Raw genomic sequence first — 20,858 nt, 5'->3', positions numbered from 1 at the left:
GATCCCCTCTCAATTTCCCACTAATTAGCGGCTAGTCGTTTCAATCTCCTCGAATTTTTCGCGCAAGAATGTCAGCAATGCGCGTAGCGACGGCGACATGCTGTTGCGATGCGGATAAACCATGCTGAGCGGCGTTTCCTCTCCAGCAAATTGTTCCAGCAGGATTTCCAGGCGTCCCTCGGCCACGTCTTGCCGTACATCCAGCCAGGATTTATAGGCGATGCCGATGCCGGCGATTGCCCATAGCCGCGCAATCGCGGCATCGTCGCTCATGCGGTCGCCACGCACCTTGACGTCGATTGGCGTCTTGCCGGCATAAAAGCGCCAATTGTTGAACAAGCCGCGTTGCAGGTAATACAGCAGGCAGTTGTGGTTCTGCAGATCTTGCGGCGATTGCGGCCGGCCGTGCTGCGCCAGGTAGCTCGGCGCCGCCACCAGCACCCGGCGGCTGGCGGCCAGCGGCTGCGATACCAGGGTCGAGTCGTCCAGCTTGCCGTAGCGGAAAGCGACGTCGACCGGATCGCGAAACAGGTCGATCACGCGGTCGGAAAATTGCAGCGACAAGGTGACTTGCGGATAGTTTTTTTGAAATGCATCGAGCCACGGCAGCAGGATATTGCGGCCGACATCGGACGGCATCGACAGCCGCAGATGCCCGCTCACCGGGCCGTCGGCGTTGAGCAGCGCCTGGCCTTCTTGCAGCAAGGCCAGAGCCTGACGGCTATAGTCCAGGAACAGGGCGCCGGCCGGCGTCAGCCGCATGCTGCGGGTCGAGCGCACAAACAGGCGCGCATTGAGTTGCTGTTCCAGTCGTTTAAGGCTGGCGCTGGCGGTCGCGGGTAGCAAATCGAGCTGGCGCGCCGCCTTCGACAGGTTGCCCAGATCGGCGGTATGAATAAACAGCTGCAAGTCGGTGGTTGAGTACATTATCAAATATGGTTTGAAAGTGAATCAAATACTGCTGTCTTTATAAAATAATTCAACATTATCATAATGAGGTCAACCCGAGTTCAACCCGAGGCCAACCGAATAGCAATCGGTATCAGCCATCGCAAATTAATCAACACCTAGTCAATCAGGAGTCAGCATGAAAGCCATCGCATTAAGCCGTTACCTGCCTATCGATAATCCCGAATCCCTGTTCGATGCGGTACTCGACAAACCTGTACCGCAAGGCCGGGATATCCTGGTCGAAGTCAAGGCGATTGCCGTCAATCCGGTCGACGTCAAGGTACGGGCTCCCAAGGATACGGTTGAAAAGACGCCACGCGTGCTGGGCTGGGACGCCGCCGGCGTGGTGCAGGCGGTGGGGCCGGAGGTCAGCCGCTTCAAGATTGGCGACCGGGTGTTTTATGCCGGCGACATTACCCGCCCAGGCTGCAATAGCGAATTCCAGCTGGTCGATGAGCGGATCGTCGGCAACATGCCGCAGTCGCTTTCCTTTGAGCAGGCGGCTGCGCTGCCGCTGACGACGATCACCGCCTGGGAGGCGTTGTTCGAGCGCCTGCAGGTGGCGTCCTCACCGGCAACACCGGCCAAATCCATCCTGATCATCGGCGGCGCCGGCGGCGTCGGTTCGATTGCAATCCAGTTGGCGGTCAAGGTCGCCGGGCTGAACGTGATCGCCACGGCTTCGCGCCCGGAATCTGAAAAGTGGGTGCGTGATCTCGGTGCACAGCACGTAATCAATCATTTCGGCGATCTGGCTGCGCAGCTTGAGGAGCAGGGCTTCGAGCAGGTCGATTACGTGCTGATCCTGAATGATACCGACCGCCACTTCCCGGCAGCGGCAGCAGCTGTCGCGCCGCAAGGCAGGATTTGCACCATCGTCGAAAACGCCGCGCCGCTCGATGTCAGCCTGTTGAAAGCCAAGAGCGCCGGCTTTTTCTGGGAGTTCATGTTTACCCGCTCGATGTTCCAGACCGCCGACATGCAGGAGCAGGGCAGTTTGCTGAACCAGATAGCGCGCCTGATCGACGACAAGACCATTGCTACCACGTTGAACCAGATTTTATCGCCGATTAATGCCGCCAACCTGCGGCAAGCCCACGCCACGCTGGAAACCGGGCGTGTGATCGGCAAGATCGTCCTGAGGGATTTTTAAGCGTTAAATTGCCTGAAATGCAATGACGGTCCGAGGCAGCTGACATTTTTCCGGCCCGCCATGCTTTTGTGTGGCGCGGCAAGGTGATTTTGTCATCAGTTCCCGGGGCAGCGGGCTGATCGGCACTGTATAATGGCGGCTTCTGATTTAACCCGCAGCCACGCTGCATCAACTCCCCCCTTCTCGCCATGTTGATTTTGCCCGGTTCCAACGCTGTCCCCGCCTTCCGTTCCCTACGTCTTTTAACCCAGTTGCAAGCGATCGATAGCAATATCGTCGAAATAAGCGGGCGCTTCGATCATTTTGTCGATGCATCAACCGCGCTCAGCCAGGATGATATCGGCCGTTTGAACGCGTTGTTGACGTACGGCGATCCATTTACTGGCAGCGACGAAGGCGAACAGTTCATTGTGATCCCGCGCTTCGGCACGATTTCCCCGTGGGCCAGCAAGGCCACCGACATTGCCCGCAATTGCGGCATGGCGCACATCAAGCGCATCGAGCGCGGCATTGCGTATCAGGTAAAACTCAAGAGCGGTTTGCTGGGCGGGGTTAAAAAACTCAGCGACGACAGCGTGCGCGCTATCGCCGATGTGCTGCATGACCGTATGACGGAAACCGTTTTGCGCAGCGCTGAGCAAGCCGCTGATCTATTCCGCGAACTGGATGCCAAGCCGTTGGCCTTTGTCGATTTGCTGGCCGGTGGCAAAGCCGCCCTGGAGCAAGCCAACAGCGAATTGGGACTGGCCTTGTCGGACGATGAGATCGACTATCTGCTGGCCGCATTCACCAGCGCCAAGCGCAATCCGACCGACGTCGAGCTGATGATGTTCGCCCAGGCCAACAGCGAACATTGCCGCCACAAGATTTTCAACGCCGACTGGATCATCGACGGCGAGGCGCAAGACAAGTCCTTGTTCGCGATGATCAAGAACACCCATCAATTGCAACCCAAGGGCACCATCGTCGCCTATAGCGACAACTCATCGATTATCGAAGGCGCAACCGTCTCGCGTTTCTATGCGCGCGGCGCGGCGGAAGGCAACACTTATCGCGCTTCGGATGAGCTGACGCATATCCTGATGAAGGTCGAAACGCACAATCACCCGACCGCGATTTCGCCATTCCCTGGCGCCTCCACCGGCGCCGGCGGCGAGATCCGCGATGAAGGCGCTACCGGCCGTGGCGCCAAGCCGAAAGCCGGTCTGACCGGTTTCACCGTTTCCAATCTGCAGTTGCCGGATGCGTTGCAGGCTTGGGAGAATGCTGCCGACGTAACTGCTGCCGGCCAAGCAGATGCAGGCCAGTACGGCAAGCCGGAGCGCATCGCTTCAGCCTTGCAAATCATGATCGACGGCCCGCTTGGCGGCGCTGCGTTCAACAATGAATTCGGCCGTCCTAACCTGGGCGGTTATTTCCGCACCTACGAACAAAACGTCGGCGGCAATGTGCAGGGTTATCACAAGCCGATCATGATCGCCGGCGGCATCGGCAGCATCTCCGACAAGCACACCAAGAAGAACGAGCTGCCGGTCGGCAGCTTGTTGATCCAGTTGGGCGGCCCCGGCATGCGGATCGGCATGGGCGGCAGCGCGGCGTCGTCGATGGCGACCGGTTCGAATACCGCCGATCTCGATTTCGATTCAGTACAGCGCGGCAATCCGGAAATGGAAAGACGGGCCCAGGAAGTGATCAACGCCTGCTGGGCCATGGACGACAAGAATCCGATTCTGTCGATCCATGACGTCGGCGCCGGCGGCCTCTCGAACGCCTTCCCGGAAATCACCAACGACGCCAAGCGCGGCGCGATTTTCGATTTGCGCAAAGTGCCGCTGGAAGAAAGCGGCATGGCGCCGAAGGAAATCTGGAGCAACGAATCGCAAGAACGTTATGTGCTGGCGATTGCGCCTGAAAGCCTGCCGCTGTTCGAATATTTCTGTCAGCGCGAGCGCTGTCTGTTTGCGGTGGTCGGCACGGCTACCGAAGAACGCCAGCTGAAGGTGATCGACCCGCAACACGACAATAATCCAGTCGATATGCCAATGGATGTATTGCTCGGCAAGCCGCCGAAAATGCAGCGTGACGTCAAGCATCTGAATCCAGTCCTGCCGCCGGTTGACCTGACCGGCATGGAATTGCTGGAAGTGTCGCAGCGCGTTTTGAAGCTGCCGACGGTGGCCGATAAATCGTTCCTGATCACCATCGGCGATCGCACTGTGGGCGCGACGTCGGTGCGCGACCAGATGGTCGGCCCGTGGCAGATTCCGGTTGCCGATTGCGCGGTCACCAGCATGAGCTTCGAAGGTTATCTGGGCGAAGCGATGGCGATGGGCGAGCGTACACCGCTGGCCGTCATCAACGCCGCCGCATCCGGCCGCATGGCAGTGGGCGAGGCCTTGACCAATATTGCCGCAGCAGCGATTGCCGATATCTCCGACGTCAAGTTGTCCGCCAACTGGATGGCCGCTTGCGGCCAGCCGGGCCAGGACGCCGCCTTGTTCGATACGGTCAAGGCGATCGGCATGGAATTGTGCCCGGCGCTGGGTATCAGCATCCCGGTCGGCAAGGATTCGCTGTCGATGCGCACCACCTGGAAAGACCAGGATCAAGCCAAGGCCGTAACTTCGCCGGTATCGCTGATCGTTTCCGCCTTCGCGCCGGTGAGCGATGTACGCCGTTCCTTGACGCCGCAGCTGCGCACCGATGTCGGCGATACTGCGATCATCCTGATCGACCTCGGGCGTGGCAAGAACCGCATGGGCGCCTCGGCCTTGACCCAGGTGATGCAGCAGATCGGCAATGAGACGCCGGACGTTGACAGCGCCGAAGACTTGAAAGCATTCTTCGCCGCGATCCAGCAACTCAATAGCGAGCAAAAACTGCTGGCCTACCATGACCGTTCCGACGGCGGCTTGTTCACCTCCTTGTGCGAGATGGCGTTTGCCGGTCATAGCGGGTTGTCGATCAATCTCGATATCCTGACCATGGAAAGCGAACACGCAGCCGACTGGGGCGATTCGAAAAACTGGACTGGCCAGGTGGCCGAGCGCCGCAATGAACTGACCTTGCGCGCGCTGTTCAGCGAAGAGCTGGGCGCGGTGCTGCAAGTACGCGCCGAACAGAAATCGGACGTAATGAATGTACTGCGCAGCTTTAACCTGGGCGCATGCAGCCATATCATCGGCAAACCGAATACGCGCGACGTCATCGAATTCAGCCGCGACGCCAAGACCATCTATAGCCAGAGCCGCATCGATCTGCAACGCTTGTGGAGCGAAACCAGCTGGCGCATCGCCCGCCTGCGCGATAATCCTGCCAGCGCCGACGCTGAATACGATCGCATCCTGGATGCCGCCGATCCTGGCATCAGCCCGAAAATCCCCTTCGATTTGCAAGAGAATATTGCCGCGCCTTTCCTCAACCTGGCTGCCAAGCCGCGGGTGGCGATCTTGCGTGAGCAAGGCGTCAACTCGCATGTCGAGACTGCTTATGTAATGCATCAGGCTGGCTTCTCCGCAGTCGACGTCCACATGAGCGACCTGATTGCCGGCCGCGCCCGGCTGGACGACTTCAAGGGTTTCATCGCAGTCGGCGGTTTCTCTTACGGCGATGTGCTGGGAGCCGGCGAGGGCTGGGCCAAGACGATCTTGTTCAACACCAAGCTGGCGGAACAGTTCTCCGTCTTCTTCCAGCGCGGCGACACCTTTGCACTCGGTGTCTGCAACGGTTGCCAGATGATGAGCAACCTGAAGGCGATCATTCCCGGCGCTCAGGCCTGGCCGAAATTCACTCGCAACAAATCGGAGAAATTCGAAGCACGTTTCTCGATGGTGCAGGTGGAATCGTCGCCATCGATTTTCTTCCAGGACATGGCGGGCACCCAAAGCGCCATCGCCATCGCGCACGGTGAAGGTTTTGCCGATTTCTCGCAAACCGGCGATATCAAGGAAGCGCTGGTCGCCATGCGCTTCGTTGACAACCAAGGGCAAGTGACCGAAGGCTATCCGTACAACCCCAACGGTTCGCCGCAAGGGATCACCTCGGTGACTACCCAGGATGGCCGTTTCACGGTTTGCATGCCGCACGCCGAGCGGGTGTTCCGCACGGTGCAGCAATCGTGGCACCCTGAATCGTGGGGTGAGGATTCGCCATGGATGCGCATGTTCCGTAATGCGCGGAAGTGGGTCGGGTAATTTTTCCCGGGCCTGCACAATATACGGTGCAGGCAGACGAATACCCGATGTTCGGCGATGATCGCGACAACAGCGAAGATGCGAGATACATCGGTTTCGTCAAACGCCAACTGCTGACCGGCCACGCCGTGCCACGAATCCGCTAGCCATAAGCATGCGCCAGCCAGGCTGGCGCATGCTTATGGCTAGCGGATCGAGCAACTATCAACTATCAGCTATCCCGAGCGCCCTTGAATTAATCGGCGCCAACAAATAATCATATTGTGAGCCCGCTGTCTAGCTGTCAAATTTGCGATGGCGGGAGCTTGCTTGCTCGTATATCTTGGTTTAGCTGACTATCCGGTCAGTCGACCATGTAGAAGAGCGAGGACAATCATGCCATTTTTTGGACCCGAACCTTTTGATACAGCAGAAGCGACTTATGTCCGGATCGATGCCAAGCAAATCCCGGAGTCAGAAGCCGAGGCTTACCATCAGCGCCTGGCGTCTGCCTGATCGGCGCTGCCAACTTAATCTGCATTGTTCTCCATGAAATTCGGGGGAGCTTTTTTAGTGTGTAACTGACGGGGTGTAACGACTCTGGCAGGCGGATGTGGTTTTGATATTCCCATTGATAATCAACTAAGGACTTTTATGAGCAGCCCTCTTACCTTGATCATGCCTATCATCCCAGGCACTAGCTTGACTGCCATTGCAGCAACCCTGGCAGAAAATACAAAGCAAATTGACGATGCGCTGAAAACAATAGGCACTGTCCATTTCGCCCGCTTCCTGCTGTTGGATAGTTCAAAACCCAACCTCCAGCCGGACCTCACCGCGAAAACGGCGTCAAATTCCTTGGTGCTAGGTGTCATCACCGAATACGACGGCAATTTCAATATGTACATCCAAGATTTCGTCTCGAAATTGGGTGGTGTGTTCGATGCGCTGCTGGAGTTCGTGGTGGATGGCAAGAAGCTCATTCCGGTGGACAACAATGTCGCCGCGTTCCAAGCCTACATCACTCTCAATGATGCTTCGCAACACATTCCGAACGCAGATCTGTATCAAGCCTATCCTCAGACTGTGCAAAAAATTCTGGCTGTGTTTCCGCCGCAATAACCGTTCGTTGCCCCTCACAAGGTCTGCGCCAGTCGCAGACCTTTTTTCTTCTGCTTAATCTGAATTTAATCGAATTTCCCATCCGGAGAGACAGCATGGCCGATCCCGCGATTGACTACGACGATGTTCAAGGCACCATCCTGCGCGGCTATCGCGTAGATTTGGCACGGCACTTCATTTTGAGTATCACCAATCCGCAAGCAACCGGCAGGCTGATCGAGGCGCTGGTCGAGGGCAGTAATGGCTTGCCGAAGATCACCACGGCCAGACGCGTCATGCCCAAGCCGGATTGCTTTCTCAATCTCAGTTTTACCAGTGCCGGCCTGACAGCGATGGGCCTCAGCGCACAGCAATTGAGCAGTTTCGACGCTTCGTTCCAGCTCGGCGCCACCAGTCCCAAGAGCGCGACTACAGTCGGCGATGTCGGCTCGAGCGCACCGGAAAACTGGATAGGCGGCTTGAATAACGGTGCGCAAGTCCATGTTTTGCTGAGCTTGTGGGTGGCCGAATCCGGCTCTGTGCTGGAGACGGTTTCAGCACAGTTGCGCAGCGCCTTTGGCGGCTGCATGACGGAGTTATACGCGCAAGACGCGGCCGCGCTGCCGGATAATAAGGTGCATTTCGGCTATCGCGACAGCATCGCGCAACCGACCGTGATAGGCGCGCCGCCGAGCAAACGGCAGACGCCCGACGATCAGCCTGCGGTGAAGACAGGTGAATTTTTGCTGGGCTATCAGAACGAGACCGGTGGCAGTTATCGCGTGTCGCCGGTTGAGCTGTCGATCAACAGCAGCTACGCGGCTTTCCGTATCCTGGAGCAGGATGTGGCAGGATTCGACGCCCTGCTGGCGAGTTATGCCGGCGAGGCTGAAATGGATACCGAAAAGCTGGCGGCACAGATCTGCGGGCGCTGGCGCAACGGCAATCCTCTGGAATTGGCACCGGATAAGCAAGGCCCTGTGCTGCCGACTGAGCAATTGAATAACTTCACTTACGTCAGCAGCGATGCCGCAACCGACGATACGCTGGGATTCAACTGCCCGATAGGATCGCATATCCGCCGCAGTAATCCGCGCAACGGAGCGGTGGTGGGCGCAGGCAGCCCGCATCATCGCATCGTGCGTCGCGCCATGCCTTATGGGCCGGCATACGATCCGCAACATCCCGACACCGAGGCGCGCGGCCTGGTCGGCTATTTCATCAACGCCAGCGTCATCAATCAGTTTGAATTCCTGATCAGCCAATGGAACAATTCGTCGGAATTTGTGATGGCGGCGACCGGGCCGGGTGGTCAAAATGCCGGCAATGCAGTCTTTAACATCAGCGGTGAAGATGTCTTTCTTGGTGTGAATAATCCGACTGACAGTTCTTTCACCTTGCCGCGAGAGGGACCCCTGGGAAGCAAAAACAAGGAGCTGACGGGCTTTTCCCGGACGATCACCACGCGCGGTGGTGCCTATTGTTTTTTCCCGAGCATCAAAGGCTTGCGATATCTGGCGGGGTTGCCGCAAACAAGCTAAGGCGCGTTTCAGTTTGGATATTGACAAGCGGCTGTGCCGCTGGACCCGGCCGGCATGCCCGTCCATCCGCCTGCGAATACGTGGATATCCAGTCGTCATGGCAAAAAAAAATCCCTCCAGATATTGCTATCTGGAGGGATTTTTCGTATTTCCTGCAGCCCCTTGCGAGCGCTGCAGATTGCCGCCAAAGGTTTATTGCACCTTGGCTTTAGCGCGCAGATCAGCTTGGTAAGCTTGCAGTTTTTTCTGTTGCAGAGCTTCAGTGATTTGCGGTTTGACTTCAGCCAGGGTAGGGATCTTGGCTGGACGTACTTCTTCCAGCTTGATCACGTGATAACCGAATTGGGTCTTGATCGGTGTTTCAGTCAATTGACCTGGTTTCAGGGCTACCAGCGCATCGGAGAAAGGCTTCACGAAAGAAGCTGGAGTTGCCCAGCCCAGGTCGCCGCCGTTAGCTGCCGAACCTGGATCTTTCGATTGCTTGGCCAGATCTTCAAACTTGCCGCCGGCTTTCAGCTTGGTGATGATGGATTTTGCATCGGCTTCGTTTTCGACCAGGATATGACGTGCGTGATATTCCTTGTCGCCGGCCTGTGCCTTGAACTTGTCGTATTCAGCCTGGATGTCGGCATCTTTGATCGGGTTCTTCTTGATGAAGTCGGCTACCAGAGCGCGGATCAGGATCGACTGACGGGCGATGTCGGCTTGTGCCTTGACGTCCGCGTTGTTACCCAGGCCCAGTTTGTCGGCTTCCTGGATCAACACTTCGCGGTTGATCAGTTCGTCTTTGACCATGCTGCGCAGTTCCGGGGTATCGGCTTGACCGCCTTGTGCCGACAATTGCTTGACCATCATGTCGGCGCGCGACGACGGGATTGCCTTACCGTTCACGACCGCAAGGTTTTGGGCCATAACCGGCAATGTCGCTGCTGCAAAAAGAATCACCAGTAAACGTGAAGGTTTAAATGTCATTATCAAATCCTAAAATGGGGAGGTTGTTAATAAATCAATGCGAAGCAAGGCAGAATAACCGAAGTATGTTTGAAGGACAATTATTCTTTAAGATCACTATGTTTTACGCAGCTTTAGTTTCAATTAATTTCAGATGGAGCCAATGCAGTGATAGCAAGCGCATGAATTTCAGAATGCATCATGTCAGCCAAGCAATCATACACCAGCCTATGCCGATTTAAACGGTTTTGTCCCTCAAAAACTGCGCAAACTATTCGTACTTTGTAGTGCCCGCCGCCTGCTGCAGCACCGGCGTGTCCCACATGCAGCGCCGATTCGTCCTCAACTATACATTCCAACGGTGCAAGGGTTGCTGTCAATTTGTTACGAATGGTATCAAGCCTTGGGTTCATCTGGGTCCTTGATGTATTTGGAGAGCAGGATGCTCTGGCCGATCACGAAGGCAAACATCAGCCCCATGCCGCCGAACAGTTTGAAGTTAACCCAGGTCGCCGTCGGGAAATTAAACGCGACATACAGATTCAGGAACCCCATCGCAATGAAGAACGCGATCCAGGCAAAACCTACGCGCAGCCAGATCGGGTCGGGCAGGGCGATCTGCTTTTCCATCATGGTCCGGATCAGGTTTTTTTTCAGCAGCAGCTGGCTGAACAGCAACGCCGTCGCAAACGCCCAGTACAGGACGGTTGGCTTCCATTTGATGAAGTTTGGGTTATGGAAGTAGATGGTGGCGCCGCCGAAGACGCAAATGATGACGAAGGACACCCACAGCATCGCATCGACTTTTTTTCGGCGCAGCAGCAGATAGCCGATTTGCGCAATCGTGGCGACGATTGCTACGGCGGTCGCCAGCAATACCGGCGCTTGGTCAGCGGTGACCACGCCGCCGGACACGAAGCCCGACAAATACTGGCTGACCAGCGCTTGCGCAGTATCGGGGCTGTCCTTGGTCCATTTGAAGATGCCGAAGAAAAGGATTACCGGGAACAGGTCGAACAGGAACTTCATTTGTTTGGTTTGCTTTCAGTCAGGATAAGTAAGTGTCGAAACGTAAAATCAGTGCTTCAGCCGGCCGGGTCAAAGCGCAGCGATGCCGAGTTGATGCAGTAGCGCAAACCGGTCGGCGGCGGTCCATCGGGGAATACATGGCCGAGATGGGCGTCGCACACCTTGCATAAAATTTCAGTGCGCATCATGCCATGACTACGGTCAATACGCTCTTCAACATTATCGGGATTGATAGCCTTGAAATAACTCGGCCAGCCGCAGCCTGAATCGAATTTGGCGTCAGACTCGAACAAGGGCGTGTTGCAGCACACGCAGGTATAGACGCCGTGTTCGTGATGATCCCAGAACTTGCCGGTAAACGCGCGTTCAGTGGCGGCGTGACGGGTCACTTCATATTCCATCGGATCCAGCTCGGCGCGCCATTCGGCGTCGGTTTTAATAACTTTGCTGCTCATGTGGTGGTGTCCAATCTACGACGAACAACTGACTTCCAATCCGCGCGCCCAATCCGGAGGCAATTCGGCGTACTGCGCATGTTGCGGTTGTTCGTCAAACGGGTTTTCAAGAATCTGCTGCAATTTCCGGACTTCCGAGAAGTCCTTATTCTGAGCGTGTTCGATTGCTGTTTGCGCCAAATAGTTTCGCAGCACATATTTGGGGTTGCTTGCATCCATTGCAAGCTTGCGGCTTTGATCCTGGCTGTTTTCCAGTTTCAGGCGCGCCCGATATTGTAACGCCCATGCGTCAAACGCCGCACGATCGATAAACAGATCTCGCAGAGGGGCGTCACCGCTGCTTTCCTCTTGGCGCAAATTGCCGAGCCGGCGGAAAAACAGGGTGAAATCGACATGGCTGCCCTGCATCAAGGCAAACATGGCGTCCAGCAACTTGTCATCGTCGGCCTGGTGCGACAGCAAGCCGAGCTTGGCATGCAGCAACTCATCCAGCTTTGCGCCGTATTCAGCCTGATAGCTGCTTAGCGCAGCTTCGGTCGCTTCGACGCTGCCGATCAGCGGCAGCAGCGCCTGACCCAGCGCAAAGCAGTTCCAGTGACCGATCTGCGGTTGCTGGTTATAGGCGTAGCGGCCTTGCTGGTCGCTATGGTTGCAGATATGACGCGGGTCGTAGGCTTCCATGAAACCGAACGGACCGTAATCCAGGGTGATCCCGAGGATGGACATATTGTCGGTATTCATCACACCGTGCATGAAGCCGACCGCCTGCCATTGCGCGATCAGGTGCGCGGTACGGCGCGTCACTTCCGTCAACAGCGCCTGATAGGGATTCTCGGCCGCCAGCAATTCAGGATAAAAACCGGCGATGACATGATCGGCCAGGGCTTTCAGCGCCTCAGGCTGATTGTTGTAATACCAATGTTCGAACGAACCGAAGCGCACAAAGCTGGGCGCCATGCGGGTTACCACCGCGGTGGTTTCCGGTCTTTCGCGCATCGCCAACTGATCCGAACCGATCACCGACAGCGCCCGCGAAGTAGGGATGCCGAGCGCCGCCATGGCTTCCGAGCACAGGTATTCACGGATCGACGAGCGCAGCACGGCGCGGCCGTCGCCCATGCGGGAATAAGGTGTCGCGCCCGATCCTTTCAGCTGCAATTCCATGCGGCCGCCGTCACTGGCGGCGACATCGCCCAGCAGTATGGCGCGGCCGTCGCCCAATTGTCCGGCCCAGACGCCGAACTGATGGCCGGAATACACTGCCGCCAAGGTTTGTGAGTCGGCCGCGGCACGGTTGCCGGCAAAGATCTGTATGAAATCATCGCTGGCGCATGCCGTCGGAGCCAGTCCGATCAGTTGCGCCGCCTGCTCGCTGGCGGCAACCAGGTACGGCGCAGGTATAGGTGTCGGCGTCAGCCTGGTATAAAAGGCTGCGGGCAAGTCCGCAAACGAATTGGCGAAGCGCAGATGTTCGAGTCCGGGTGCCGTGGGAAAAGCCAAGCGGTTGTTCATGAAAGCGTTGATCCTGATGGCGATGAAGAGTGACGGGAAGCCTCAAGTATCGCATGGCTGCGCGATTGGCGAGCCCCCCGGTTTCATTCCGCCGCGGTGAAGGCTCTGGCCGCCAGAGTCCGTGCGTGATCGCGGATGTCGATCTGCCAAGTTTCGCTCAATTCCTCGAAGCGCGGCTGGTCGCCGGCAAAAAAAGCGCGCGTCGCTTCTTCAAAATTGACTTGATTGCCTGCCATCGCCGACATGAAGCGATAAGCGGATTCCTGAGCCCGGCGCATCTGGTCGCGTACTTCGCTGCGGCGTTTTGCTTCTTCAACCAGTTTGCGCAGCGCCACCGAAGCACCGCCGGATTGCTGGTTGAGCCATTCCCAATGGCGCGGCAGCAGGGTGACTTCACGGCCGATGACGCCCAGTTTCGGTCGCCCGGGGCCACGCGCCGTCTGTTGGTTGTCCGTAGTTATTTCCGCTGTGGCCGCGCCGGCCTCGGTCGCGGACAGGCGTTGCAGCACTTGCTCGGCGCTGCCGCGGAAGTCGATTTCGACCTGCTCGCTGGTAACGTCGTCGAAGATCAGGATGGCCGCCGAGTCGTTTCTATCGATCAGTTCCTTGGCTTTCAACGCCACCAGCGCCAGCTGGCCGGAAGCGATACGGTGAGCGCCGGCAAAGGCGATAACAGGGTGCGGGGTGGTGGTGCTCATCTCGGATACTCCTTGTAAGCTATGACAATGAGTGGATATTACCCGGGTTTAATTGGTGAGTCAATATTACCTTGGTAAAATATGAGGTGCTTGGCTGGCAAACTGAATACTCGATAGTCGCCGGCGTTGCCAACTGAAAATCATGAGGCCGACAAACCGGTAGAATGCCGGACTGCCTGTCATCGTCGTCTGCCATAAAACTACGCAATGGAATTTGCTCTCATCACCTTGCTCAACGGCCTCAGTTACGGCCTGTTGCTGTTCCTGCTATCGTCGGGACTGACGCTGATTTTCAGCATGCTCGGAGTGCTGAATTTTGCGCATGCGAGTTTTTACATGCTGGGCGCTTATTTCGCCTATGCAATCAGCGTCAAGCTTGGCTTCTGGCCGGCGCTGCTGCTGGCGCCGCTGCTGGTCGGCGTGCTGGGCGCATTGGTAGAGCGGTTTGGATTACGCCATGTGCGTCGCCATGGGCAGGCGGCGGAATTGCTGTTCACTTTCGGCCTGTCCTACGTGATCGTCGAACTGGTGCAACTGGCCTGGGGCAAATCGGCGCTGCCGTATGCCATTCCGGCGCAACTCGACGGGCCTTTATTTACCCTTTATTCCACCACATTCCCCCTCTATCGCGCTTTCATGATGCTGCTGGCATTGCTGATTTTACTGACGGCCGGATGGACGCTGAAACGTTCGCGCATCGGCCTGTTGATCCAGGCGGCGTTGACCCATCCGCAGATGGTCGAGGCCCTTGGGCACAACGTGCCGCGCCTTTTTACCTTGGTGTTTGCTGCCGGTTGCGGCCTGGCTGGATTGGCCGGGGTGGTGGGCGGCAATGCCTTCGTCACTGAACCGGGCATGGCGGCCGGCGTCGGCAGCATCATTTTTGTGGTGGTGGTGGTCGGCGGTCTGGGTTCGCTGCGCGGGGCGTTTATAGCCTCGCTGCTGATCGCTATCTTGCAAACTTATGCGGTAGCGCTGGATGTGTCCTTGGCTAGCGGTCTGGCGCATTGGGGCGTGCAGATCAATCCTGATGCGACGGCGTATCCGCTGCTGCAATTGACGCTGGCTCAAGTAGCGCCGCTGCTGCCATATCTGTTGCTGGTGCTGGTCATGCTGCTGCGCCCGCGCGGCTTGTCTGGCGTACGCGACTGATGGGCGGGGGCCGCCATATGAGATTAGAGCGGAGACTGGAACGCAAGTGGGTCTGGCTGGGGTTCGCACTGGTATTGCTGGCCGCGCCCTGGGTGTTCCCGCAAAGCGCAGCGCTATCGATCTTGTCGCAATGCGGCAGCATGATGATCCTTGCGCTTTCCTTCAATATGCTGCTTGGGCAAAGCGGCATGCTGTCCTTCGGCCATGCTGTGTATTCGGGCTTGGCGGCGTTTGTCGCGGTACATCTGATGAACCGGCTGGCCGGCAGCAGTTCTGCGACGCTGGCGCTGGTGTTCGTGCCGCTGGCCGGCGGTTGCGCCGGTATGTTGTGCGGCGCCGTCTTCGGTTTTATCACCACCCGTAAATCGGCTACGGCTTTGTCTATGATCAGCCTGGCGCTGGTCGAGTTGGTGGCGGCCGGCACCTTGATGCTGCCGGGGTGGTTCGGCGGCGAGAGCGGGATCAGTACCGACAGGGTGCTTGGCGCGCCGTTTCTCGGCATCGATTTTGCGTCGCAATTGCAAGTGTATTACCTGATCGCATTCTGGCTTTTCGTGTCTGCCGCCGCCATGTATGGATTGACGCGCACGCCGCTGGGCCGCATCGCCAACGCCGTGCGCGAGAATCCGGAGCGGGCAGCCTTTATCGGCCACGATCCGCGCCAGGTGCGTTACCTGATGTTCATGCTGTCGGCATTTTTTGCCGGCGTTGGCGGTGCGCTGACCGCCATCAATTTTGAAATTGTCAGCGCCGAGAATCTGAGTTTGCTGCGTTCGGCGCAGATCCTGTTATTTACTTTTATAGGCGGCGTCGGCTATTTCTTCGGGCCGATGATAGGGGCGCTGGTCGGTGTGCTGTTTTCGGCTTTATTGTCGACTTATACGCGGGGCTGGCAACTGTATCTGGGTTTGCTGTTTGTGATTGTCGTTCTGTTTGCGCCAGGCGGCATCGCCGGTGTTTTGGCGAGAGCCGTTACCACTTGGCGGGGCCTGAGCGCGGCCCAATTGCGGCAACTGGCGCCGCCGTTTTTGCTGCGTCTGGCCGGCCTGTTGCTGCTGGCGGGCGGCGCCGTGTTCCTGATCGAAACGCTGTATCGGCAGGCGGCGGGCATATGAGTGAAAACGCAATGCCAACCATCCTGGAACTGCGCGATCTGCATAAAAAATTCGGCAACACGCCGATCATCTGCGGTGCGGATTTGCAGTTGAAGCAAGGCGAACGATTGGCGTTGATCGGCCCCAATGGCGCGGGAAAATCGACTTTGTTCAATCTGATATCCGGCCGTACCGCCGCCAGCAGCGGTGAAATCATTCTGCGTGATAAACAGATAAGCGGCCTGAGCCCGTTCCAGATAAATCGCCTTGGCCTGGCGCGCAGCTTTCAGATTACCAACATATTTCCGCAACTGAGCGTTCAGGAGAACCTGCGTGTGGCAGTGCTGTCGTCACATGGTTATCGCAAAGTATTCTGGCGTCGCTTGTCGACCCTGCGCGCAGTCAGCCAGCGTACCGCAGACGTGATGCAGCAATGCGGTTTGCAAACGCAGCGTGACACGCTGGGCTGCGATCTCAGCTATGCCGCTCAGCGCGCGCTGGAAATCGGCATCACGATTGCCGGCGATGCCGATCTGATCCTGCTGGACGAACCGACCGCCGGCATGAGCCGGGATGAATCCGCGGTTGCTACCGAGTTGATCCGGCGCGTCAGTGCCGGTAAAACCTTGCTGATGATCGAGCACGATATGGAGGTGGTGTTCGGCCTGGTGGATCGGATCGCGGTGCTGGTCGAGGGCCGGATTATCGCCTGCGATACGCCGCTGGCGATTCGTAGCAATCGCTTGGTGCAGGCCGCCTATCTCGGCAGTGCGGATGCAGATGTGGGGGCGGCGCCATGACGGCCATGCTCGAAATTCGTGATCTGCACGCCTTCTACGATCAAAGCCATGTCTTGCACGGGGTGGATCTGGAGGTCAGGCCGGGTGAGATAGTCAGTTTGCTGGGACGCAATGGCGCGGGCCGTTCCTCGACCCTGAAAGCAATCATGGGCATGCTGCGCAGCAGTGGCTCGGTGTGCTTCAACGGGGTTGAGCTGACTGGCTTGAAAACCTTTCAGATCGCCCGTCACGGCCTGGCCTACGTACCGGAAGAGCGGGCAGTATTTCCAACGCTGACGGTGCAACAGAATCTGCTGCTGGGTCAGCAACGCGAGCCGGTGTCGATCGAAGACATGTGGCAATGGATGCCGCAACTGGCAGCGCGCAAACATGTCGCGGCCGGTTTGCTGTCCGGCGGCGAACAGCAGATGCTCAGCCTGTGCCGCAGCCTGATGGGCAAGCCGCAGCTGGTCATGGTCGATGAGCCGACCGAAGGTCTGGCGCCGCAGATGGTGCGCTCGGTAGCGCAGCATTTACTGGCGCTGCGAGCGCAGGGGCTGGGGGTGTTGCTGGTCGAGCAAAAACTCGGCATCACGCTGGAGATATCCGACCGCGTGCTGGTGATGGGGCACGGCCGGATTGTGTTTGCCGGCACGCCGGATGAATTGCGCACCAATCCGGCGCTGCGGCAAAAGTGGCTGGAAGTTTGATGTTTGTTGTTGGCTATATCCGACATTTGCCAATAGAGCCGCGGTTGATGGCACAATTGCTCCCGCCAATTTTGCCAAGCCAGGCTTTGGCCGCCATGACGGCTCAAAACATCACTCGCCGGCCAGCGCTTGTCTGTCACGCTTGTCTGTAACGCTTGTCTGTCAATTAATTACTCCATAGGTTGATAATGTTGAAACACGCTGTTCTACTCTTCTGCGCGCTCGCTGTCAGCGCGACCCAGGCTACCGACATCACCGGCGCCGGTTCTACCGCTGCAGCGCCGTTATATACGAAGTGGCAACAAGCCTATACCAAGAAAACCGGCAACAAACTTGCCTACGAAGCGATCGGCTCATCCGGCGGCATCAAGAAGATCAAGGAAAATGCCAGCGATTTCGGCGCCAGCGACGCCCCCATGTCGGCCGCCGATCTCAAGAAATTCAATTTATTGGATTTCCCTACCGTGATTTCAGGGGTGGTGCCGTTTGTCAATTTACCTGGCGTCAAGGACGGTGAGTTGCATCTGAGCGCAGATCTGATCGCGGCTATTTATTCCGGCAAGATAGAGAAATGGAACGATGCCGCCATCGCCAAGGAAAATCCAAAATTGACGCTGCCTAATTTGCGTGTCCTGCCGCTGGCGCGCGCTGACGGGTCCGGTACAACCTTTACGTTTACCGACTACCTCAGCCGCGTCAATCCAGAATGGAAAAAGCAGTACGGCAGCAATTTCTCCATCGCCTGGCATGCCGATGTCAAAACAATTAAAGGCTCGGACGATCTGGTGGCGACGCTAAAGAAAACGATGGGTGCAATAGGCTATGCAGAATATGCGTACGTGGTCGAGAACAGTCTGAACTATGTGCAACTCAAGAACCGCGAAGGCCAGTACGTCCGGCCGAATGCACTGTCATTTAAATCGGCATTGGCAAACAGTGGCTGGAAAAACACTGGAAATTTCGAGGAAATGCTGACCGACAAGCCCGGCCCTGGAAGCTGGCCGATCACCGGCGCCACCTACGTGTATGTGCCGCGTATCACCAGCCAGCCGGAACGCACCGCCGCGGTCATACAGTTTTTCACCTGGGCTTTCATGGAAGGCGATGAGTTGGCGAATAGCCTGGACTATATTCGCCTGCCCGATAGCGTACAGGCCCGTGTCGTGCATGAAATGTCCAGCGTCGTCGACGCCAAAGGCAATCGTCTGTCGGTTCCGATCTTTGTCAAGTAGGCGAATCAAGTAACCGAATCAAGTAACTGAGTCGACAGGATAGCGATCACCAATAGTCTTCCGTCACAAACTGCCCCGGCACCGCGCGTCGGCATGGGCGCAAGCCACGCTGGTACAGGATCTCGCGGGTTGCGGTAATCATTTCCGGATTGCCGCACATCATGACGCGCGAGCTCTCCACCGTGATGGCCAGGCCTGCCGCCGCTTCCAGTTCGCCGCTGGTCAGCAGGGCGGTGATGCGACCTTGCAGATTGCCTGCAGCGGGTGTTTGCACATCGCGAGTGGTCGAGCGTAGCAACTGCAAGCGTGCACCGCCGGCGGCCAGTTCCGGCCGCAGGTGCAGCTTGGACAGCATCTCCTGATAGGCCAGTTCCTCGATATTTCTTACGCAATGCACCAGAATCAGGTTGCGGAATTTCTGCCATACCGCCGGATCTTGCAAGATCGAGATATACGGGCCGAGACCGGTGCCGGTGGCCAGCATCCACAAATCCTCGCCATCCACAAACCTGTCCGCAGTCATGAAACCGTAGCTGAATTTTTCGACCAGGATCGGGTAGCCTGGTTTTAGGTCTTTCAGCTGTTCGGTGAACAGGCCGCCGGGAACCTGCACCAGGAAATATTCCAGTTCGTCTTCGGTGGTTGCAGAGGTGACTGAATAGGCGCGCCACAGCGTTTCGTCGCCGGCCACCACGCCCAGCCGGGCAAACTGCCCGGGCGTGAACTGGTAGCCGGCCGGGCGCGTAGTGCGAAACGACAGCAGTTTCTCAGTCCAGTGGTGCACGCTGGTGACGGTTTCAGTGCTGGCCTTGAGGCGGGAAACCGGGGTTTTCGGGGGTGCGCTGCTCATGCAAGAGGTTCCTGTAGTTGCTCGCTACGTCCGGACCCGGATACAACCGGAGCGTTCAAGCGCAGCGCTTGCCGTACGGTGAAGAAGGCCAGTATCGGCGCCGCTGCGAAACAGATGAATAGCCATTGTGCCGCATTTGTCGCTCCTGGCAAGCCACCCGGATCGGCCAGCCCGGCCAGCGATGTCACCATGCCAGCGAGGGCGGCGCCGATGGCGGTTGCAAACAGTTGCACGGTGGTGAGCGAATAGGCGGCCAGACTGCCTTCATCCGGATCGGCGCTGCTCAATATTTTTGCCATCAGGTGCGGCATGCCCATGCCTATGCCGAAACCGACCAGTATCAGCGCGATGCACAAGGGCAGCAGGCCGTAGTTATCCAGTACGGTTACCGATGGCAACATGAGCGCCAGGCCCAGCAACGCAACAATTACCAGCAGCGGTCCGGCTTTCATGACAAATCTTGCACGAGCACCGCTATAACTGGAAAACAGCAGCGCCGCCAGGGTCCAGCCGCAAGACATGATGCCGGTCAGATAACCGGCCAGCAGCGGCGAATGGCCCTGGATCACTTGCAAGAAGTACGGCACATAGATTTCAGTGGTCAATCCCAGGATCATCAATATCATGGTGGCGTACAGGGCGCCGACGCGGCTGCGCAGGGAGAATGCACCGCTAGGCAGCAAGCGCGTGCCAGCGCGTTGCTCAAGCCATGCAATCAGGCCGATCAAGGCAATGCCGAAGACTATGCCGCCGATATTCAGCACGGCGCTGCTGAACAGGCTGGCCGCCGACACCGACAGCACCGCCGCCGCCAGCAGCAATATTTTTATGATGGGGATGCTATTCGCTTGCTCTTCGGAGCGTGTTTCCGCTGGAACTTTCAGCGTGAATTGCACCAGCAGCGCCAGTATGACGGCGGCCGGCAATAGCGCCCAGAAAGCGCCGCGCCAGCTGCCGGCCTGCGCAAACATGCCGCCGATGGCGGGGCCGGATAGCGTGGAAATTCCCCACATGCCTGACATCAGGGCCATCGCCCGCGACCATAGAGGCGGTGCAAACACCACCCGGATCATGGCGTAAGACAGGGACACCAGCACGCCGCCGCCAAAACCTTGCACGGTGCGCGCCAGCAGCAGCCACACCATGTGCGGCGCCAGCGCACAGCCGACCGAACCGAGTGAAAACACCAGCAACGCCAACAGGCAGGCGGGCCGATAGCCGATCCACTCGACCAGCCGCGACGCTACAGCAGCGGCAATGATGGACGCCACCACAAACAAGGAAGTGGCCCAGGCGTAGTATTCCAGGCCGCCGATATCCTTGACTACCGACGGCAAGATGGTGGTGACGATATACACATTGGTAGCGTGCATGCCGATGCCGCCGGCCAGCGTGATAGAGCGCAAGGCATTGCGTCCTGACAGCAGGTCTGCCCAGCTGGCAGAGGGTGCGTCAAGCGAAGTAGGGGTTGCTGACAT

19 protein-coding genes are annotated in these 20,858 nt (G+C 57.7%); 10 read left to right on the top strand and 9 right to left on the bottom strand.

What is annotated here, in order from left to right; translation table 11 throughout:
• Positions 1 to 24 precede the first annotated feature (24 nt).
• On the bottom strand, positions 25 to 927 hold the full coding sequence (locus VNZ60_RS07720; RefSeq protein ID WP_325657840.1) for a LysR family transcriptional regulator: 903 nt from the start codon (positions 925 to 927) through the stop codon (positions 25 to 27).
• A gap of 160 nt (positions 928 to 1,087) precedes the next feature.
• On the opposite strand from VNZ60_RS07720, the gene VNZ60_RS07715 reads away from it, so the two are divergent.
• The 5 genes from VNZ60_RS07715 to VNZ60_RS07695 all read left to right on the top strand — a co-directional run bounded on the left by VNZ60_RS07715 (position 1,088) and on the right by VNZ60_RS07695 (position 8,918).
• Positions 1,088 to 2,104: a zinc-binding alcohol dehydrogenase family protein gene (locus tag VNZ60_RS07715; protein WP_325657839.1), complete on the top strand. Its 1,017-nt coding sequence runs from the start codon at positions 1,088 to 1,090 to the stop codon at positions 2,102 to 2,104.
• A gap of 188 nt (positions 2,105 to 2,292) precedes the next feature.
• Positions 2,293 to 6,297 carry a phosphoribosylformylglycinamidine synthase gene (purL, locus tag VNZ60_RS07710; RefSeq protein ID WP_325657838.1) on the top strand — a complete coding sequence of 1,335 codons (4,005 nt, stop codon included), beginning with the start codon at positions 2,293 to 2,295 and terminating at the stop codon, positions 6,295 to 6,297.
• Positions 6,285 to 6,443, top strand: coding sequence for a S26 family signal peptidase (locus VNZ60_RS07705; RefSeq protein ID WP_325657837.1), 159 nt, complete (start codon positions 6,285 to 6,287; stop codon positions 6,441 to 6,443). The genes purL and VNZ60_RS07705 overlap by 13 nt, the downstream gene beginning before the upstream one ends.
• Positions 6,444 to 6,978: 535 nt before the next feature.
• Entirely contained in the window at positions 6,979 to 7,398 is a 420-nt protein-coding gene (locus tag VNZ60_RS07700) for a hypothetical protein (protein WP_325657836.1), read from the top strand.
• A 95-nt stretch (positions 7,399 to 7,493) separates the two neighbouring features.
• A complete protein-coding gene (locus tag VNZ60_RS07695) occupies positions 7,494 to 8,918 on the top strand; it encodes a Dyp-type peroxidase (protein ID WP_325657835.1) in 1,425 nt (474 codons plus the stop codon).
• A gap of 192 nt (positions 8,919 to 9,110) precedes the next feature.
• Here the strand turns inward: VNZ60_RS07695 and VNZ60_RS07690 are convergent, their stop codons facing one another.
• The 6 genes from VNZ60_RS07690 to VNZ60_RS07665 form a co-directional block, all read right to left on the bottom strand.
• A complete protein-coding gene (locus VNZ60_RS07690; RefSeq protein WP_325657834.1) occupies positions 9,111 to 9,890 on the bottom strand; it encodes a peptidylprolyl isomerase in 780 nt (259 codons plus the stop codon).
• A gap of 119 nt (positions 9,891 to 10,009) precedes the next feature.
• The gene (locus VNZ60_RS07685) at positions 10,010 to 10,282 is read right to left on the bottom strand and encodes a BolA family protein (protein ID WP_325657833.1); all 273 of its coding nucleotides are present in this window, start codon (positions 10,280 to 10,282) and stop codon (positions 10,010 to 10,012) included.
• Complete coding sequence (locus VNZ60_RS07680) at positions 10,266 to 10,898, bottom strand: septation protein A (protein ID WP_325657832.1); 633 nt, start codon at positions 10,896 to 10,898, stop codon at positions 10,266 to 10,268. The genes VNZ60_RS07685 and VNZ60_RS07680 overlap by 17 nt, the downstream gene beginning before the upstream one ends.
• A gap of 56 nt (positions 10,899 to 10,954) precedes the next feature.
• The gene (gene msrB, locus VNZ60_RS07675) at positions 10,955 to 11,353 is read right to left on the bottom strand and encodes a peptide-methionine (R)-S-oxide reductase MsrB (RefSeq protein WP_325657831.1); all 399 of its coding nucleotides are present in this window, start codon (positions 11,351 to 11,353) and stop codon (positions 10,955 to 10,957) included.
• A gap of 15 nt (positions 11,354 to 11,368) precedes the next feature.
• Positions 11,369 to 12,865, bottom strand: a complete 1,497-nt coding sequence (locus tag VNZ60_RS07670; RefSeq protein WP_325657830.1) for a protein adenylyltransferase SelO — start codon at positions 12,863 to 12,865, stop codon at positions 11,369 to 11,371.
• Between the two features lie 83 nt (positions 12,866 to 12,948).
• Positions 12,949 to 13,563, bottom strand: coding sequence for a DUF2239 family protein (locus tag VNZ60_RS07665; protein WP_325657829.1), 615 nt, complete (start codon positions 13,561 to 13,563; stop codon positions 12,949 to 12,951).
• Positions 13,564 to 13,770: 207 nt separating this feature from the next.
• Between VNZ60_RS07665 and VNZ60_RS07660 the strand changes: the two genes are divergently transcribed.
• The 5 genes from VNZ60_RS07660 (at position 13,771) to pstS (ending at position 18,530) form a co-directional block, all read left to right on the top strand.
• Positions 13,771 to 14,715 carry a branched-chain amino acid ABC transporter permease gene (locus tag VNZ60_RS07660; RefSeq protein WP_325657828.1) on the top strand — a complete coding sequence of 315 codons (945 nt, stop codon included), beginning with the start codon at positions 13,771 to 13,773 and terminating at the stop codon, positions 14,713 to 14,715.
• Between the two features lie 17 nt (positions 14,716 to 14,732).
• The gene (locus VNZ60_RS07655; RefSeq protein ID WP_325657827.1) at positions 14,733 to 15,830 is read left to right on the top strand and encodes a branched-chain amino acid ABC transporter permease; all 1,098 of its coding nucleotides are present in this window, start codon (positions 14,733 to 14,735) and stop codon (positions 15,828 to 15,830) included.
• Positions 15,827 to 16,609 (top strand): ABC transporter ATP-binding protein, encoded by a 783-nt coding sequence (locus tag VNZ60_RS07650; protein WP_325657826.1) that lies wholly within the window; start codon positions 15,827 to 15,829, stop codon positions 16,607 to 16,609. The genes VNZ60_RS07655 and VNZ60_RS07650 overlap by 4 nt, the downstream gene beginning before the upstream one ends.
• Positions 16,606 to 17,298, top strand: a complete 693-nt coding sequence (locus tag VNZ60_RS07645) for an ABC transporter ATP-binding protein (RefSeq protein ID WP_325657825.1) — start codon at positions 16,606 to 16,608, stop codon at positions 17,296 to 17,298. Before VNZ60_RS07650 ends, VNZ60_RS07645 begins: the two co-directional genes overlap by 4 nt.
• Before the next feature lie 188 nt (positions 17,299 to 17,486).
• The gene (pstS, locus tag VNZ60_RS07640) at positions 17,487 to 18,530 is read left to right on the top strand and encodes a phosphate ABC transporter substrate-binding protein PstS (RefSeq protein ID WP_325657824.1); all 1,044 of its coding nucleotides are present in this window, start codon (positions 17,487 to 17,489) and stop codon (positions 18,528 to 18,530) included.
• A 46-nt stretch (positions 18,531 to 18,576) separates the two neighbouring features.
• Here the strand turns inward: pstS and VNZ60_RS07635 are convergent, their stop codons facing one another.
• Both VNZ60_RS07635 and VNZ60_RS07630 read right to left on the bottom strand, forming a co-directional pair.
• Positions 18,577 to 19,380: a ferredoxin--NADP reductase gene (locus VNZ60_RS07635; RefSeq protein WP_325657823.1), complete on the bottom strand. Its 804-nt coding sequence runs from the start codon at positions 19,378 to 19,380 to the stop codon at positions 18,577 to 18,579.
• Positions 19,377 to 20,858: an MFS transporter gene (locus VNZ60_RS07630; RefSeq protein WP_325657822.1), complete on the bottom strand. Its 1,482-nt coding sequence runs from the start codon at positions 20,856 to 20,858 to the stop codon at positions 19,377 to 19,379. The genes VNZ60_RS07635 and VNZ60_RS07630 overlap by 4 nt, the downstream gene beginning before the upstream one ends.

This window comes from Collimonas sp. (assembly GCF_035566375.1).
Classification (GTDB): domain Bacteria; phylum Pseudomonadota; class Gammaproteobacteria; order Burkholderiales; family Burkholderiaceae_D; genus Collimonas.
The sequence above is the reverse complement of the archived record's forward strand: the minus strand, read 5'-3'. Positions and strand labels throughout refer to the sequence as shown.

Coding starts and splice junctions, on each gene's coding strand:
- VNZ60_RS07720 (WP_325657840.1), bottom strand. CDS start 927: ATGTACTCAACCACCGACTTGCAGCTGTTTATTCATACCGCCGATCTG.
- VNZ60_RS07715 (WP_325657839.1), top strand. CDS start 1,088: ATGAAAGCCATCGCATTAAGCCGTTACCTGCCTATCGATAATCCCGAA.
- purL (WP_325657838.1), top strand. CDS start 2,293: ATGTTGATTTTGCCCGGTTCCAACGCTGTCCCCGCCTTCCGTTCCCTA.
- VNZ60_RS07695 (WP_325657835.1), top strand. CDS start 7,494: ATGGCCGATCCCGCGATTGACTACGACGATGTTCAAGGCACCATCCTG.
- VNZ60_RS07690 (WP_325657834.1), bottom strand. CDS start 9,890: ATGACATTTAAACCTTCACGTTTACTGGTGATTCTTTTTGCAGCAGCG.
- VNZ60_RS07685 (WP_325657833.1), bottom strand. CDS start 10,282: ATGAACCCAAGGCTTGATACCATTCGTAACAAATTGACAGCAACCCTT.
- VNZ60_RS07680 (WP_325657832.1), bottom strand. CDS start 10,898: ATGAAGTTCCTGTTCGACCTGTTCCCGGTAATCCTTTTCTTCGGCATC.
- msrB (WP_325657831.1), bottom strand. CDS start 11,353: ATGAGCAGCAAAGTTATTAAAACCGACGCCGAATGGCGCGCCGAGCTG.
- VNZ60_RS07670 (WP_325657830.1), bottom strand. CDS start 12,865: ATGAACAACCGCTTGGCTTTTCCCACGGCACCCGGACTCGAACATCTG.
- VNZ60_RS07665 (WP_325657829.1), bottom strand. CDS start 13,563: ATGAGCACCACCACCCCGCACCCTGTTATCGCCTTTGCCGGCGCTCAC.
- VNZ60_RS07660 (WP_325657828.1), top strand. CDS start 13,771: ATGGAATTTGCTCTCATCACCTTGCTCAACGGCCTCAGTTACGGCCTG.
- VNZ60_RS07655 (WP_325657827.1), top strand. CDS start 14,733: ATGAGATTAGAGCGGAGACTGGAACGCAAGTGGGTCTGGCTGGGGTTC.
- VNZ60_RS07650 (WP_325657826.1), top strand. CDS start 15,827: ATGAGTGAAAACGCAATGCCAACCATCCTGGAACTGCGCGATCTGCAT.
- VNZ60_RS07645 (WP_325657825.1), top strand. CDS start 16,606: ATGACGGCCATGCTCGAAATTCGTGATCTGCACGCCTTCTACGATCAA.
- pstS (WP_325657824.1), top strand. CDS start 17,487: ATGTTGAAACACGCTGTTCTACTCTTCTGCGCGCTCGCTGTCAGCGCG.
- VNZ60_RS07635 (WP_325657823.1), bottom strand. CDS start 19,380: ATGAGCAGCGCACCCCCGAAAACCCCGGTTTCCCGCCTCAAGGCCAGC.
- VNZ60_RS07630 (WP_325657822.1), bottom strand. CDS start 20,858: ATGTCAGCAACCCCTACTTCGCTTGACGCACCCTCTGCCAGCTGGGCA.